Here is a 15,795-nt window from a genome sequence, read left to right as displayed (position 1 = left end):
ATTCTTATTTCGCCGGCTTAGCTCAGTTGGTAGAGCAGCGCACTTGTAATGCGAAGGTCGAGGGTTCAACTCCTTTAGCCGGCACCAAGAATAAAGAAAACGCCAATCCCTAGGGATTGGCGTTTTTTTGTGCGCGTTTTTAATCTTTCAAACCCGCATCTTCTCTAGCCTGCAATCTATAGTTCTGCGGCGTAATCCCCACCCAGTTTTTAAATGCACGGGAAAAGCTTTTCTCGTTCTTAAAGCCGGTCTCAAACGCAATCTGTTTGATGGGCTTGCTGGTTCTCGCTAAACATTCCATCGCCTTTTTCTGGCGCACATCATTTTTTAATTCTTGAATAGAAAAGCCTTCTTCTTGCAAATGACGATAAAGCGTGCGCACCGACATGTGCAGTTTCTCGGCCAGTTCTTCGGCGGTTAAGCCCAAATCGTTATGCAGCTGTTTACGTATACCTTGCACTAGCAGCTTGTCGCGCCTGTAGGGCAACACAGTTAACAAGATGGCTTGGCGCAGCATGCTTTGCAACATGGCTTCGTCACGCAGCAGCGGCAACTGTAAGTAGCGAGCATCGAAATGCATAGCCGACTGGCCAGCGTTAAAACTGGTTTGGCCTGAGAACAAGCGTGGATAGATTTCAGCGTGATCGGGCTTATCAAAGGCAAACATCACGCCTTGTAACTGTATACGTGAATCAATGAGCCAACAGGCGTAGCCCAACATGTAGCGGAACAAGGTGACATGGCAGAACTCACGCATCTCGCCCAGGTCACGATTTTCTTGCAAGCTAATGGTGGCTACATTGCTGGACACATCCAAGCTTAAGATCACATCATCAGTCAGTAGACGGTGATGCCTGCACCAACGTTTCAGAGCAATGCCCAAATCAGGCGAGCTCAATGACGCCCTACACAGCATGCCGTAGCTCCCCCACGGCAACTTTCTAGAGAACCATCCCAAGGCTTCGTCGTCTAGCTCCTGCATGGCAAGTGCCGACATTTGTTCCATTTGTGTGGCTGTGACCCGCGCTTTCGCGTCCAACAACAGCTTGGGTGGAATCTGCGCTTTACGTAAGGCACTGGCAGGATCCATGCCATATTTCTGATACGCCAGCACCATAGCCTTGATGAACGCTATAGGCGTAGTGGCCTTCTTTCCAAACAATAACGGCAAACTGTGTATAACTGTCATAGGTGCCTCCTCTACACCACGGCGTAAACCACTATATAGAGTGGCAGTATTTGCAACCTTTTTGGCATGTACAGACCCAATGCCCACTTTATCATCAATTCATCACCATACCCATTTAGATCAACTATACGTATTGCACTCACTACTCATACAGTGAGGCAACAGAGACAGTTCAGCACAGGCTTACCCTCCTGTGCTGACACCAATCACCAACAGGAGCATCACACCTGCAAAGGTGTGCATGAAAAGCCATGAGTATTTCAGGCCTTAATTTCTTTCTTGGCGACACCATTGAGATGCTGCAAGAGACTGTACGGTCTTTCGCAGCTAAAGAGATCGCCCCTCGCGCTGCCGATATAGATAGAGACAACGAATTTCCAGCCGACCTCTGGCAGAAAATGGGTGATCTAGGCCTATTGGGCATCACCAGCTCTGAAGAGTACGGCGGCACTGATGCCGGTTACTTGGCACATATTATCGTCATGGAAGAGCTTTCACGAGCTTCAGCATCGGTAGGCTTATCTTACGGCGCACACTCTAACCTGTGTGTAAACCAAATTACCCGTCACGGCACTGCTGCACAAAAAGCCAAATACCTGCCAGGCCTAATTTCTGGCGAGCATGTAGGTGCTCTGGCCATGTCTGAGCCCAATGCAGGCTCGGACGTCGTGTCCATGAAGCTGCGTGCCGAGAAGAAGGGCGATAAGTTCGTACTGAACGGCAGCAAAATGTGGATCACCAACGGTGGCGATGCTGATACCTTGGTGGTGTACGCTAAAACCGATCCTGCTGCCGGCGCTAAGGGTATTACTGCCTTTATCGTAGAAAAAAGCTTTAAAGGTTTTTCTCACGGTACGCATCTGGACAAGCTGGGCATGCGTGGCTCTAACACCTATCCACTGTTCTTTGATGATTGCGAGATTCCCGAAGAAAACGTGCTGGGTGGTGTGGGCAATGGCGTCAAAGTATTGATGAGCGGCTTGGACTACGAACGCGCCGTATTGTGCGGTGGTCCACTGGGCATCATGGCCGCATGTATGGATGTAGTCGTGCCATACATTCACGAGCGCAAACAGTTCGATCAACCTATAGGCCAGTTCCAACTGATGCAAGGCAAGATTGCTGACATGTACAGCACTTGGCAAGCAAATCGTGCCTACGTCTACGCATTGGGTCGTGCCTGTGACTTAAGCAGCCATAGCCGCACCCTGCGTAAAGATGCCGCGGGCGCTATTTTGTACAGTGCTGAAAAAGCTACTTGGATGGCAGGCGAAGCGATCCAAGTCTTGGGCGGTAACGGTTACATCAATGAATACCCTACAGGCCGCCTCTGGCGCGATGCCAAACTGTATGAAATTGGTGCAGGCACCAGTGAAATCCGACGCATGCTGATTGGCCGCGAATTGTTTGAAGAAACCCGTTAAGAAGGGGGTTGTATGACCAAACTTACCTCCAAGTTGAACACCCGCTCTGACGAGTTCAAAACTAACGCTGAAACTATGCGCACGCTGGTGGATGACCTACGCGCCAAAGCCAGACTGGTGGCCGACGGTTCATCCCCAAAAGCGCGTGAAAAACACTTGGCACGCAACAAGCTGCTACCGCGTGATCGCATTGATCATCTGCTAGACAAAGGTTCGGCCTTTTTGGAAATAGGGCAGTTAGCCGCCTACGGTTTATACGGCGACGAAGTACCCTCTGCGGGCATTATTGCTGGCATTGGTCGCATCCACGGCACCGAGTGCATGGTGATTGCGAATGACGCCACGGTGAAGGGGGGAACGTATTTCCCCATGACGGTGAAAAAGCACCTACGCGCACAAGAAATTGCCGAGAAAAACCATCTGCCTTGCATTTATTTGGTGGACTCTGGTGGCGCGTTCTTACCTATGCAAGATGAGGTGTTCCCTGATCGTGATCACTTTGGTCGTATTTTCTACAACCAAGCACAAATGTCGGCTAAAGGCATTCCACAGATTGCTGTGGTAATGGGTTCGTGTACCGCTGGTGGCGCTTATGTGCCTGCGATGTCCGACGAAACCATCATCGTAAAAAACCAGGGCACCATCTTTTTGGCAGGCCCACCGCTGGTTAAAGCGGCAACTGGTGAAGTCGTCAGCGCCGAAGATTTGGGCGGTGCCGATGTGCACACACGCATTTCGGGTGTAGCCGACCATTACGCCGAAGACGATGCGCACGCCTTATATCTAGCGCGCCGCATTGTGCAGAACTTGAACCGTAAAAAACCGCAGTCGCTAGTGCTACAACCTAGCGAAGAGCCACTGTACGATCCCGAAGAAATTTACGGCATTTTGCCTACCGATAACCGCAAACCCTACGACGTACGCGAAGTGATTGCGCGCATTGTAGATGGCTCGCGCTTTGACGAATTTAAGGCGCGCTACGGCAACACCTTAGTCACTGGTTTTGCGCATTTATACGGCCAGCCCGTAGGCATTATTGCCAACAACGGTATCTTGTTTAGTGAGTCTGCCCAAAAGGGTGCGCACTTCATTGAGCTATGCGGCCAACGCAATATCCCTCTGGTGTTCTTGCAAAATATCAGCGGCTTTATGGTGGGTCGCAAATACGAAAGCGGCGGTATTGCCAAAGATGGTGCCAAGATGGTGACGGCCGTGAGTACAGTCGCTGTGCCCAAAATCACCATGCTGATTGGTGGCTCATTTGGTGCTGGTAACTACGGCATGTGCGGTCGCGCTTATGACCCTCGCTTCTTGTGGATGTGGCCAAACAGCCGTATTTCGGTGATGGGCGGTGAGCAAGCAGCCAGTGTGCTGTCTACCATCCGTCGTGATCAGCTGGAAGCCAAGGGCGAGAACTGGAGTGCCGAAGACGAGGCGCAATTCAAAGCTCCCTTATTGCAGCAGTACGAGCACCAAGGCCACCCCTATTATTCTAGCGCCCGCCTATGGGACGACGGCATTGTAGACCCAGCACAAAGCCGCCGTATTTTAGGGTTGTCGCTCTCTGCTTCCCTAAACGCCCCCATAGAACCTACCAAATTCGGTCTGTTCAGAATGTAAACGCGCCACTATCAAGAGGTGTAATGATGTTTAGCTTTCTTGAGATTACCCAACACGCTGGTGTCGCGACTGTCTGGATGAATAGACCGGAGCTGCACAATGCGTTTAATGCTCAGCTGATTCACGAGCTGTACACAGCCTTCCAACAATTGGATAACGATGCTGACGTACGCGCTGTAGTGTTAGCCGCCAGAGGTAAAAGTTTTTCAGCCGGTGCAGATTTGAACTGGATGAAAAGCGCCGTCAATGCCAACCAGCAAGACAACCACAACGATGCGTTGGCACTGTCTAACATGCTGCACACGTTGGCGACGCTACGTAAACCTACCATTGCCCGTGTACAAGGTGCGGCGATTGGTGGCGGCATGGGCTTAGTCAGCGCTTGCGACATGTGCGTTGCTGCTGACACCGCTAAATTTGCCACGTCTGAAGTCAAACTAGGGCTGATTCCTAGCGTGATTAGCCCCTATGTAATTCGTGCCATTGGGCCTCGCCAAGCCCATCGCTATTTCCTGACAGCAGAGATGATTCCTGCTACTACTGCACTGGCGATTGGGCTTGCCCATGAGGTAGTACCCGCCGACCAACTGGATGACAAAATCAACACACTACTTGCTGCCCTGCAAGCTGGTGGTCCCGAGGCGCAAGCAGCGTCCAAAGAGTTGATTCAGTCGGTGAGCTACAGACCCATAGACCAGAGCTTGCTTGAGCTCTGCGCCCGCAACATTGCTGAACTGCGTACCGGCAGCGAAGCACAGGAAGGCATGGCTGCCTTCCTTGCCAGACGTGCGCCTCAATGGCTGCACAGCAAGGAGTCCTAATATGTTCAATCGTATTCTGATTGCTAACCGTGGCGAGATTGCTTGCCGCATTATTAAAACCGCGAAACGCTTAGGCATAGAAACCGTCGCGGTTTATTCCGAAGCAGACCGCAATAGCCGTCATGTGCGCTTGGCTGACCAAGCCATACTGATTGGCCCAGCAGCGTCAGCACAAAGTTATCTTAGCATCGAGAAAATCATCGCCGCCGCCAAAACCAGTGGCGCTGAAGCCATTCACCCTGGCTATGGATTTTTGTCTGAGAACACTGAGTTTCGCCGTGCCTGCGATAACGCAGGGATTGTGTTCATTGGCCCACCAGCCACCGCTATCCAAGCAATGGGTTCTAAATCCGCAGCTAAAAAGCTGATGGAAACAGCCAACGTACCGCTTACCCCTGGCTACCACGGCGATAACCAAGATGCAGATTTCCTGAAGCAGCAAGCTGATCAAATTGGCTACCCTGTACTGATTAAGGCTGCAGCAGGCGGTGGCGGTAAAGGGATGCGCTTGGTGGAACGCACTGAGGATTTCGCGGCCTCGCTGGTGTCATGCAAACAAGAAGCCAGTGCCAGCTTTGGCGACGACTTGGTGTTAATTGAGAAATACATCACCCAGCCCCGCCACGTAGAAATACAGATTTTTGCTGACCAATACGGTAACTGCGTACACCTGTTTGAGCGTGACTGTTCCGTACAGCGTCGTCACCAGAAAATTCTGGAAGAAGCCCCCGCCCCAGGCTTATCTGCTGAACTGCGCAACACCATGGGCGAAGCCGCTGTCAAAGCAGCACAAGCGACGGGCTATGTGGGTGCAGGTACCGTGGAATTCATCATGGGGCCAGCCGGTAACTTCTACTTTATGGAGATGAATACTCGTCTACAAGTAGAGCACCCGGTCACAGAAATGATTACTGGCCAGGACTTGGTGGAATGGCAATTGCGTGTCGCCGCAGGCCAACCGCTACCGCTTAGCCAAGACCAACTGCACGTTACTGGCCACGCTATTGAAGCCCGTATTTACGCAGAGTCCCCCGATAAAGACTTCATGCCCGCTACCGGTAAAGTGCTGCACTACCAACCACCAGCAAACACCAGCTATGTACGCGTGGACAGCGGCGTGGAAGAGGGCGATGCCATTACCCCATTCTACGACCCGATGATCGCCAAGCTGATTGTCTGGGACGAAGACCGTGATAACGCCTTAGCCAGAATGCTGCAGGCCTTGAAGCACTATGAAGTGGCTGGTGTACAAACCAATATCCAGTTCTTATCGCGCTTGGTGGGGTGCCCCGCCTTTATGCAGGCCGATTTGGACACCGCCTTGATTACCCGTCAGCACGATCACCTATTCGTGCCACCTACGCCTGTACCGGATACTGCCTTTGCCGCCCTAGCTGTGAGCGAATTGCTGCGCGAGGCATCACAGCACAACGCTGAGACCTCACCGTGGGCCATCAACGATAACTGGCGCTCGAATCTGGACGCCACACGCTTGTTTGCATTCCAGCACGACGACCGTAACGTCACCGTGCGCGCACTCGCCACCTCACAAGGTTGGAGCATTGACGTCAACGGACAGCGCTTTACCGCCGATGGTAATGCCTTGGGCGACCAGCAATTCCGTGTCTGCCTAGATGGGCGTTGCCAAGACCTCACTGTGGTCAGCACTGAGCACCAACGCCATGTGTTCTACGACGGCCAAAGCTGGTTAGTTCACTGCACCCATGATTTGCCACCACAAGTGGCGCAAGAGCAAGACGACAAGGGCCTACAAGCGCCCATGCCAGGCATTGTGGTGGCGTTGCTGGCCGAAGCTGGTAGCCATGTCACCCGCAACACCCCGTTACTCACACTGAGCGCGATGAAGATGGAATACACCATTAGCGCCCCCAGTGATGGCGTGATTCGCAAGCTACTGTGCGCAGTAGGAGACCAAGTCGATGATGGAGCCGATCTGATCGAATTCGAACCGTCAGCAGCATAACAAAACATAAGCTGAGCCGGCAAAAACAACCCAGGAGACAACACCATGAGCCATGTAATAGGCAGGACTGACACCCCTCTGATTACCTCAACCATAGGGCAATTCTTTGACCAAAGCTGTACCCGCTTTGCCGATAACGAAGCCATTGTCATACACCAAGACAAGGTGAGGCTGACCTATAAAGAACTACAGGAGCAGGTCAACACGCTAGCGTGTTCTCTGTTGCGCCTCGGACTGTTACCCGGCGATCGCGTGGGTATTTGGTCGCCTAACAATCTGGAATGGTTGCTCATGCAGTTTGCTACTGCTAAGGCGGGCCTAATTCTGGTGAACATCAACCAAGCCTATCAGCAGGCTGAGTTGGAATATGCCATCAACAAAGTAGGGTGCCGTGCGTTGGTACTGGCCCCTGGTTTTAAATCCAGTAACTACCTGCAGATTTTGTCAGAGCTTAAACCTGCCTTGCAGGGCAAGCCTGATGCGCAGGATAGAGTACCTAGCTTGGAATTCATTATGCGTTTGGGCTCTGAGCCCACCAACGGCATGATGAACTTTGGCAGTCTGATGGTGTCTCCTAGCGCATCCGAACTAGAGCATTTGCACGAGCTGGGCGCTACCTTTAGCTCTCGTGACCCGGTGAATATCCAATTCACCTCGGGGACTACTGGTGCTGCCAAAGGCGCCACGCTGTGCCATAGCAATATCTTGAATAATGGTTTCTTTGTGGGTGAAACCATTAAGCTCACCCCCCATGATCGCGTGTGTATTCCTGTACCGCTATACCACTGCTTTGGCATGGTGATGGGGAACATTGGTTGCATGACACACGGCTCGACGATGGTATATCCATCTGAAGCTTTTGATGCAGAAAGCGTGCTGGATGCTGTCACCCAAGAGCGTTGTACGGCTCTCTATGGCGTACCCACCATGTTCATTGCCTTGTTGGATCATCCACACTTCAGCCGTTCAGATTTCAGCAGCCTGCGTACCGGCATTATGGCTGGTAGCCCATGCCCTGCCGAGATCATGAAGCGTGTGATAGAAAAAATGCACATGAGTGAAGTCACCATTTGCTATGGCATGACTGAAACCTCTCCGGTGTCCTTCCAAAGCCATACCGACGCCCCCGTTGATCGTCGCGTCTCTACTGTGGGCACTATACACCCGCATTGCGAAGTCAAAATTGTGGACTCTGACGGCCACACAGTGCCACGTGGCCACACTGGCGAGCTATGCACACGCGGTTATTCCGTGATGCTAGGCTATTGGGGCGATGAAGAAAAAACGCTGGAAGTCATTGATGACGAAGGTTGGATGCATACCGGCGACTTGGCCACCATTGATGAAGAAGGTTACTGCAACATCGTTGGCCGTATCAAAGACATGATTATCCGTGGTGGCGAGAACCTGTACCCACGCGAAATCGAAGAGTTCCTATACCGTCACCCTGAAATCAAAGATGTGCAGGTAGTGGGTGTGTCTGATCAGAAGTTTGGTGAAGAACTGTGTGCGTGGGTGATCTTACAAGACAATGTTTCTACCACTGAAGACGACATACGCAACTTCTGCCGTGGACAGATCTCGCACCATAAGATTCCTCGCTACATACGCTTTGTGGACGAGTTCCCGCTTACGGTGACCGGTAAAGTACAGAAATTCCGTATTCGCGACCATATGGAGCAAGAACTGGGCCAGCAAACGGCTCAAGACCTGCCACAACGTACTGGCACTACCGCTTATTAACCCTTTACTTGTGAGCCCACCATGCCCTTTTATGAAATCAACGGAATACGGCCAGTTGTACACCCCACAGCCTATGTACATCCCGATGCTGTACTCATAGGCGATGTCATCGTGGGGCCCAACTGCTATGTCGCCCCCTTAGCCAGTTTGCGAGGGGATTTTGGCCGGTTGATTCTAGAAGAGGGCAGCAACATACAAGATTGCTGTGTGATGCACGGCTTTCCGGGAGGGGATACCGTAGTAGAAACCAACGGCCATATAGGCCATGGTGCGATCTTGCACGGATGTCGTATCAAAGCACATGCACTGGTAGGCATGAATGCCGTCGTCATGGATAACGCCGTTGTGGGTGAATTCAGCATTATTGCCGCCAGTGCCTTCGTCAAAACAGGCATGATTATTCCAGACAAAGTACTGGTGGCTGGTATGCCCGCCAAAGTCATGCGCGACCTGACTGAAGACGAAATGGCATGGAAACATAAGGCTACCGGCCGCTACCAGCAGTTGGTGATAGAAAGCCAGCAAAGCCTACGTCCTTGCACGCCATTGACCGAGGTAGAGCCCGATAGGGCACGCCAGCAAGCCTCTGACGTGGTGCCTTTAGCGACACACAGGGCAAAAGCCAAACCCTAAAACTCTACATAACCAACACAAAGCAACAGGCCGCACTTCCGCATTCCTGATCGCCTGACACAAAAACTAAAGCACCAAACACTGCCCTGACAGCTCCACAGAGAGTTGCCGGCGCAGGCTAGCGACCCTGTAACACCGTTGCACACTCAATCCACGATACCTGTCACAACAAACAATTAGTCGTAGAAAAAAGGAGTAGGGAGATGACACAAGCAATGAATCCCAAGGCTATAGCGCCTAGGGTGGTAAACGTATGCCCCATTATTAATGAGGCAAAATTTCAAAAATTCCATTGGCTCACTATTTTCTGGTGTGCCTATATCATTATTTTTGATGGTTATGACCTAGCGGTACTGGGTGTGATTTTGCCTTCCATCATGAATGAATGGAACTTGAGCGGTGCCGCAGCCGGGTTGCTCGGTAGCTATACCTTGATAGGGATGATGGTAGGAGCCTTATCGCTGAGCGCCCTGTCAGATAAGCTAGGCAAGAAAAAAGTCATCACCATTTGTGTGCTGGTTTTCAGCGTGTTTACGTTCTTATGCGCATTTGCGACTAGCCCTACCCAATTCGGCTGGTATAGGTTTATTGGTGGCGTAGGGCTAGGCGGTGTGATGCCCGTCGTCACCAGCCTAACCAGCGAATACTCACCCAGACGTAGGCGTAGCCTAACGGTTGGCTTGATGTTTAGTGGCTATTCCGTAGGGGGCATGTTGGCCGCCATACTGGGTATTTGGGTGATCCCCGCCTTTGGATGGCAAGCCATGTTTTATATTGCCATCTTTCCGGTGCTACTTCTGCCCTTGATGCTCAGACAATTGCCGGAATCGGCGGCATACATGGTGCAAACCCAGCAATGGGAAAAAATAGGTGCCACACTGAACAAAGTTAGCCCTGATTACCGATACGAAACAGGCACACAGTTTAGCAACCCCAACATCACTGCGAACAACAGCAAAGCACGCATAGTCATTCGTGACCTGTTCCTAGAGGGACGCACACTGAGTACCTTGATGCTATGGGCCATGTGTTTCATGGCGCTTTATGTGGTGTACGGCATGACCTCATGGCTACCACGTCTGATGCTGCAAGCAGGGTATCCGTTGGGTTCCAGCCTGAGCTTTTTATTCACCGTACACTTAGGCACGATACTCGGTGCGCTAAGCTGTAGTTGGCTCATGGATCACTTCAGCGGCCGTAATGTGCTGGTGGTTTATCTATTTGTTGCTGCCGCAGCGATCGCTGCTCTAGGTTTTGCCACCAACAGTGTGGTGCTCTATACCCTCTTGATCATTACCGGGGCGACCACCATCGGTACGCAAATAGGCTTATATGCCTTTATTGTGCGCTTCTACCCCATGACCATGAGTTCTACCGGCATGGGTTGGGCTCTGGGTGTAGGGCGTCTGGGCGCCATCATCGGCCCCTTTGCAGTAGGCCTACTGTTTGACCTCAACCTCACACTGCAACAAAACTTCTTTAGCTTTGCGATCCCTGCCTTGCTTGCAGCGATTTTCATGAGTTTAGTAAGCAACCGCCAGACAGCCTCGTAAATAGCGCTAAAGCCTCTGCAAGGCCCCCAAAAAGTTGGAGCAGTATCCAAATTTGGGGGTCAATTTTTGTGCAATGCGTGGTTTTCAGAAGAGTATACGTGGCCCGGAACTAACGGACATGTAGGCCGTAGCGTACCCACAGGGCAACACCTACGTCTTAATATGTTAGCTAGCATTACTACTGAGAATAGTAAATTAGCAAAAAGTGGTAGAAGTAACTGATGTGTAAAACACAAAACGATCGTACGGACGTATTTAGATGTGTCTAGTGATGGCTGCTGTAATTCATTTTTAATGCGTGATAACGGCCATACTGCATTACGTATACACAATGCCAAGTTAACCCCTCATCACCGCATTTATCCACAGCCACAACGACGTACACCCTCTCGTAAAACCGTTGAAATATCAAAAGAATTTCTCAAACCTTAAAAATAGCTTAAAGATTTATTTTTTATTTAATTTATTATCAAAATAATTTATTTTATTTAAATAAAATACCTTCAAATAATAAATTAAATTATCAATTTATATTAAAAATAAAATTTATTTATTAATGACTTTATATTCATCTATATTTCAATAATTATTAGAATAAATTTACTATCAAAAAAATTTATATAACCCATACCATTCACTACTCTTATGCAACTGACGGCATAAGGACAAGCGCCCACAGACTCGCACCCTGCTGCAGATTGCTATACAATCCCTGTAATCATTCCGTTGGCCATCTGTAAAAAAGCTGTTCAGCTACTACACCAGACCAACCCATTATTCGTTCCAAAGCTTTACAGATGTAACCAGATTGATTTGGTCTTGTTATTCATGTAACTGTTTGCGGTAAAGCACAGCACTTAATGATTTTAATGTGTGAATTACTGCAGTAAAACCTTCAAACCCATTTGTTTATTTATTTCTCCTGTCATTCAGATCTTCATCTGAGTACTTAGAAAAGGAGTTTCCTATGCACGACCATTCCCAAAAAGGAAGTCTGACGCGCCGCCGTTTCTTGATGGTGTCCGCTGCTACAGCTGGTCTGGCTAATGTGCCTATGTCACTGCATGCCAAACCTGCCGACTTTCCGCCGCTAGACCAGTACACACCCGTCTATTTCACGCCTGAAGAGTGGGCGTTCATCTTGGCTGCTACCGCCCGCTTGATTCCTTCAGACGGCGACGGTCCAGGAGCCATAGAAACGCGTGTTCCTCTGTTCTTGGACCAGCAATTAGCTGGCGATTACGGTAAGGCAGTGGACTGGTATATGGAAGGTCCTCACGATCCAGCCGCCGCACCACAATTGGGCTACCAAACCCCCTACAACCCTGCGCAGCTCTACCGTGAAGGTATTAAAGCCTTTGACGCATGGTGTGTAACCGAGCATGGCGCGTTGTTTGCCAAGCTCACTACCGAACAGCAAGACGCTGCATTGCTAGCTCTGCAAGACAACAAAATGGGTCTAGAGCCTGAACTGCGCGATTTCTTTACCTTGCTGCTGGGTAACACCAAAGAAGGCTATTTTGCTGACCCCATGTACGGCGGCAACTATGGCATGCAAGCGTGGAGCTATATTGGCTTCCCAGGTGCTCGCGCCAGCTTCAAAGAATGGGCTGACCAGTACAACGTCCGTTACCCACTGGGGCCGGTTTCAATTTCTGGAGAGAGGGCATAACCATGGCACGCACAGCACCCAAAAAAGATGTAGTAGTCGTTGGTCTGGGCTGGACCGGTGCCATTCTGTCTATGGAATTGGCACAAGAAGGCTTGGAAGTTCTGGCCTTGGAACGCGGTGAAGACCGCGACACCGTACCCGGCTTTGAATACCCCAACGTGATTGATGAGTTGAAATACGGCGTACGTTACGGCTTCATGCAGCGCCCCTCACAATCCACCGTCACCGTGCGTCACGCCCCCGGCGAAAATGCACTGCCGTACCGTATTCTAGGTTCGTTCTTGCCCGGTAATGGCGTAGGTGGTGCAGGTATGCACTGGAACGGCCACACATGGCGTCCACAGCCTGAGGAAATGCGCCTGCGCTCCTACACCATCGAGCGTTTTGGACGTAATGTCATCCCGGATGGCATGCAATTAGCCGACTACCCACTGAGCTACGAAGAGCTAGAACCTTACTTGGCACGCTTTGAAGGTGTAGCTGGTATTTCCGGCCAAGCCGGTAACATCAATGGCAAGCTGATCCCTGGCGGTAACCCGTTTGAAGGCCCTCGTTCTGGCAACTACCCTATGCCAGCGATGCCTCATACCTACGATGCTGATCTGTTTACCCAAGCCACTAAAGCCATGGGTTACCACCCATTCCCGCTGCCCGGTTCTATTGCGTCTAAATCGTATGTGAACGAGTACGGCATGCAAATGGGCCCCTGTAATTTCTGTGGTTTCTGTGAGCGCTTTGGTTGCTACAACTACTCCAAAGGTTCACCACAAACCTGTATTTTGGATGCGCTAAAACGCAAATCCAACTTCAGCTACAAAACACACTCCGAAGTGCTGCGCGTAGAGTTGGCGCCCGATGGCAAAACCGCTACCGGCGTGACCTATTTCGACCACGCTGCTGGCGAAGAAGTGTTCCAGCCTGCTGACTTGGTCTTGCTGTGTGCCTACCAACTGCACAACGTACACCTGTTGCTGTTATCTGGCATTGGTAAGCCCTACAACCCCACTACAGGCGAAGGCGCTACAGGTCGTGGTTACGCGTACCAGATGACGGGCGGCACCACCTTGTTCTTCAAAGACAAAGAGTTCAACCCCTTCATCGGTACCGGCTCCAACAGCATGGTGATTGATGACTTTGGCGTGAACCAAATTGACTTTGCTAAAGAAGGCTTCGTAGGCGGCAGCTACATCACTGCCGGTACCTACAACGGTCAGCCTATTCGCTCTATGCCTTTGCCTGCCGGCACACCGTCATGGGGTAGCGAATGGAAAAAATCCATTGGTGAATGGTACGGCCACGCCATGAGCATCGGTTCGCACGGTTCCTGCATGTCCTACCAAGATAACTACTTGGATCTGGACCCTACGTACAAAGACCAGTTCGGCCGCCCCATGCTACGCATGACCTTCAATTGGAAACCCAATGACATCCGCATGACGCAATTCATGCGCGGCAAAATTGAAGACATTGCCAAATCCATGAACCCCGATATCATGCAGTCTGGGTACAAAGCCGATGGCGCGATGTACGACGTACGCCCTTACCAAACCACACACAACGTGGGTGGTGCTGTGATGGGTAATGATCCTAACTCCTCCGTAGTGAACCGTTACTTGCAAGCGCATGATGTGCATAACTTGTTCGTCATGGGTGCGGGTGCCTTCCCACAAAACCTGCAATACAACCCAACTGGGCTAGTAGGCGGGTTGGCATACTGGGCTGCGCACGCTTTACGTAACGACTACCTGCGTAATCCACGCATTCTGGCCTAAGGAGGACGCATCATGAAAACGTTTGTACGTATAATCCTTGCGCTGATTGTGATCGCCGTTTTAGTGATCGCCGGCATGATCTGGATTCCTTCTGAGCGCACGCCTGCACAAGCTTTGGCTCCCGATAGCGAAGTTAGCGTAGCGCGTGGTGAATACATGATGCGCGCTGCTGACTGTATCGCCTGCCACACTGCACCAGAAGGCAAAACCTTCGCCGGTGGCCGTGCTATTCAAAGCCCGTTTGGTGTGATCTGGTCTACCAACATCACGCCTGACAAAGAAACGGGTATTGGTAACTACACACTGGACGACTTCCGTGCAGCGCTGTACGACGGCCTGAACAAACAAGGTGCACACTTGTACCCAGCAATGCCCTATGAAAACTACCGCGTCATTAGTGAAGCGGATGTACAGTCTCTGTACAAGTACTTCATGGAAGCAGTACCTGCTGTGAACAACAAAGTGCCTGAAACCGACCTAGCCTTCCCATTCAACCAACGTTGGGGATTGCGTGCCTGGAACTGGGTAGCTCTGAACCCTGTAGGCTTCCAAGCTCCTACCGATGATCAGATGATCAATCGCGGTGCGTACTTGGTACAAGGTGCCGCCCACTGCGCCGCCTGCCACAGCCCACGCACTATGTTCATGTCTCAAAAAGGCGCGAACGGTAACGATCCTGCTTTCTTGTCTGGTGGTGAGGTAGACGGTTGGAGTGCCCCAAGCTTGCATGGCCCTGACAGCGTTGCTGGCCAGTGGAGCAAAGAGCAAATGGCACACTACTTGGCGACAGGTAGAAACGACTACGCGACTGCTGTAGGGGAAATGTCATTGGTAGTTGGGGATTCGCTGCAATACCTAACTTCCGAAGACAACATGGCCATTGCGGCCTACCTGAAGCACATCAGCGGTGGCAAAACACCTGAAGCACCTGATGCAGCGAACCGTACGGTAACCGCGACGGAAAAATTGCTGGCGTCTGCTGATCCTTCTATGCCCTTGGGCCCAAGACTGTATCTGGATAACTGTTCCGGCTGTCACTTTGTGGATGGTCGCGGTGCACCAGAAATTTTCCCAGCACTGGATGGCAACCCGATGGTTACCGCCGACTCGCCTAAAGGCCTGATCTACACCATTTTGCACGGTGCAGAACTGCCTTCTACTGAGTCTCGTCCTGCGCGTTTACGTATGCAAAGTTACGCATGGCGTTTGAGCGACGAAGAAGTTGCAGAATTGGCGACCTTTATTCGCCAAGGCTGGAACAACAAAGCATCTGCAGTAACCGCCAGCGATGTAGCCCCTGTACGCTAAACCTGCCGGTCCTTACTGATAGTAAGGGCTAAGTAAGTGCTACACCACTACCGATAAGTGAGGCCTTTTATAGGCA

The 15,795-nt window shown here is 51.1% G+C and carries 11 protein-coding genes and 1 tRNA gene; 11 read left to right on the top strand and 1 reads right to left on the bottom strand.

The features are described from left to right. Positions 1-11 precede the first annotated feature (11 nt). Positions 12-87: transfer RNA gene (locus AC3QL0_RS00410), tRNA-Thr, on the top strand. Positions 88-139: 52 nt separating this feature from the next. Here the strand turns inward: AC3QL0_RS00410 and AC3QL0_RS00405 are convergent. Next, positions 140-1,189, bottom strand: coding sequence for an AraC family transcriptional regulator (locus AC3QL0_RS00405; protein WP_493009565.1), 1,050 nt, complete (start codon positions 1,187-1,189; stop codon positions 140-142). A gap of 251 nt (positions 1,190-1,440) precedes the next feature. On the opposite strand from AC3QL0_RS00405, the gene AC3QL0_RS00400 reads away from it, so the two are divergent. The 10 genes from AC3QL0_RS00400 to AC3QL0_RS00355 all read left to right on the top strand — a co-directional run bounded on the left by AC3QL0_RS00400 (position 1,441) and on the right by AC3QL0_RS00355 (position 15,719). Beyond that, positions 1,441-2,613: an isovaleryl-CoA dehydrogenase gene (locus AC3QL0_RS00400; RefSeq protein WP_493009564.1), complete on the top strand. Its 1,173-nt coding sequence runs from the start codon at positions 1,441-1,443 to the stop codon at positions 2,611-2,613. Positions 2,614-2,625: 12 nt separating this feature from the next. Next, entirely contained in the window at positions 2,626-4,233 is a 1,608-nt protein-coding gene (locus tag AC3QL0_RS00395) for a carboxyl transferase domain-containing protein (RefSeq protein ID WP_493009563.1), read from the top strand. Between the two features lie 23 nt (positions 4,234-4,256). Next, positions 4,257-5,054 carry an enoyl-CoA hydratase/isomerase family protein gene (locus tag AC3QL0_RS00390; protein WP_493009562.1) on the top strand — a complete coding sequence of 266 codons (798 nt, stop codon included), beginning with the start codon at positions 4,257-4,259 and terminating at the stop codon, positions 5,052-5,054. Between the two features lies 1 nt (position 5,055). After that, the gene (locus tag AC3QL0_RS00385; RefSeq protein WP_493009561.1) at positions 5,056-7,038 is read left to right on the top strand and encodes an acetyl/propionyl/methylcrotonyl-CoA carboxylase subunit alpha; all 1,983 of its coding nucleotides are present in this window, start codon (positions 5,056-5,058) and stop codon (positions 7,036-7,038) included. 45 nt (positions 7,039-7,083) lie between these two features. After that, positions 7,084-8,781, top strand: a complete 1,698-nt coding sequence (locus AC3QL0_RS00380; RefSeq protein WP_493009560.1) for an AMP-binding protein — start codon at positions 7,084-7,086, stop codon at positions 8,779-8,781. Between the two features lie 21 nt (positions 8,782-8,802). After that, the gene (gene paaY / locus AC3QL0_RS00375; protein WP_493009559.1) at positions 8,803-9,414 is read left to right on the top strand and encodes a phenylacetic acid degradation protein PaaY; all 612 of its coding nucleotides are present in this window, start codon (positions 8,803-8,805) and stop codon (positions 9,412-9,414) included. Between the two features lie 203 nt (positions 9,415-9,617). After that, complete coding sequence (locus tag AC3QL0_RS00370; protein ID WP_493009558.1) at positions 9,618-10,967, top strand: MFS transporter; 1,350 nt, start codon at positions 9,618-9,620, stop codon at positions 10,965-10,967. A gap of 967 nt (positions 10,968-11,934) precedes the next feature. Then, a complete protein-coding gene (locus AC3QL0_RS00365) occupies positions 11,935-12,639 on the top strand; it encodes a gluconate 2-dehydrogenase subunit 3 family protein (RefSeq protein ID WP_430221862.1) in 705 nt (234 codons plus the stop codon). A gap of 2 nt (positions 12,640-12,641) precedes the next feature. Next, complete coding sequence (locus AC3QL0_RS00360; protein ID WP_493009557.1) at positions 12,642-14,411, top strand: GMC family oxidoreductase; 1,770 nt, start codon at positions 12,642-12,644, stop codon at positions 14,409-14,411. A gap of 12 nt (positions 14,412-14,423) precedes the next feature. Next, the gene (locus AC3QL0_RS00355; protein ID WP_493009556.1) at positions 14,424-15,719 is read left to right on the top strand and encodes a c-type cytochrome; all 1,296 of its coding nucleotides are present in this window, start codon (positions 14,424-14,426) and stop codon (positions 15,717-15,719) included. Positions 15,720-15,795 lie beyond the last annotated feature (76 nt).

The sequence above is a fragment of the Paenalcaligenes sp. GW821-LYS-B07-1 genome (genome assembly GCF_058803365.1).
The sequence above is the reverse complement of the archived record's forward strand: the minus strand, read 5'-3'. Positions and strand labels throughout refer to the sequence as shown.

Bases quoted from the DNA above. Each gene is read 5' to 3' on its own strand.
- AC3QL0_RS00370 (WP_493009558.1), top strand. From the start codon at position 9,618: ATGACACAAGCAATGAATCCCAAGGCTATAGCGCCTAGGGTGGTAAAC.
- AC3QL0_RS00360 (WP_493009557.1), top strand. From the start codon at position 12,642: ATGGCACGCACAGCACCCAAAAAAGATGTAGTAGTCGTTGGTCTGGGC.
- AC3QL0_RS00365 (WP_430221862.1), top strand. From the start codon at position 11,935: ATGCACGACCATTCCCAAAAAGGAAGTCTGACGCGCCGCCGTTTCTTG.
- AC3QL0_RS00395 (WP_493009563.1), top strand. From the start codon at position 2,626: ATGACCAAACTTACCTCCAAGTTGAACACCCGCTCTGACGAGTTCAAA.
- AC3QL0_RS00380 (WP_493009560.1), top strand. From the start codon at position 7,084: ATGAGCCATGTAATAGGCAGGACTGACACCCCTCTGATTACCTCAACC.
- paaY (WP_493009559.1), top strand. From the start codon at position 8,803: ATGCCCTTTTATGAAATCAACGGAATACGGCCAGTTGTACACCCCACA.
- AC3QL0_RS00400 (WP_493009564.1), top strand. From the start codon at position 1,441: ATGAGTATTTCAGGCCTTAATTTCTTTCTTGGCGACACCATTGAGATG.
- AC3QL0_RS00385 (WP_493009561.1), top strand. From the start codon at position 5,056: ATGTTCAATCGTATTCTGATTGCTAACCGTGGCGAGATTGCTTGCCGC.
- AC3QL0_RS00355 (WP_493009556.1), top strand. From the start codon at position 14,424: ATGAAAACGTTTGTACGTATAATCCTTGCGCTGATTGTGATCGCCGTT.
- AC3QL0_RS00405 (WP_493009565.1), bottom strand. From the start codon at position 1,189: ATGACAGTTATACACAGTTTGCCGTTATTGTTTGGAAAGAAGGCCACT.
- AC3QL0_RS00390 (WP_493009562.1), top strand. From the start codon at position 4,257: ATGATGTTTAGCTTTCTTGAGATTACCCAACACGCTGGTGTCGCGACT.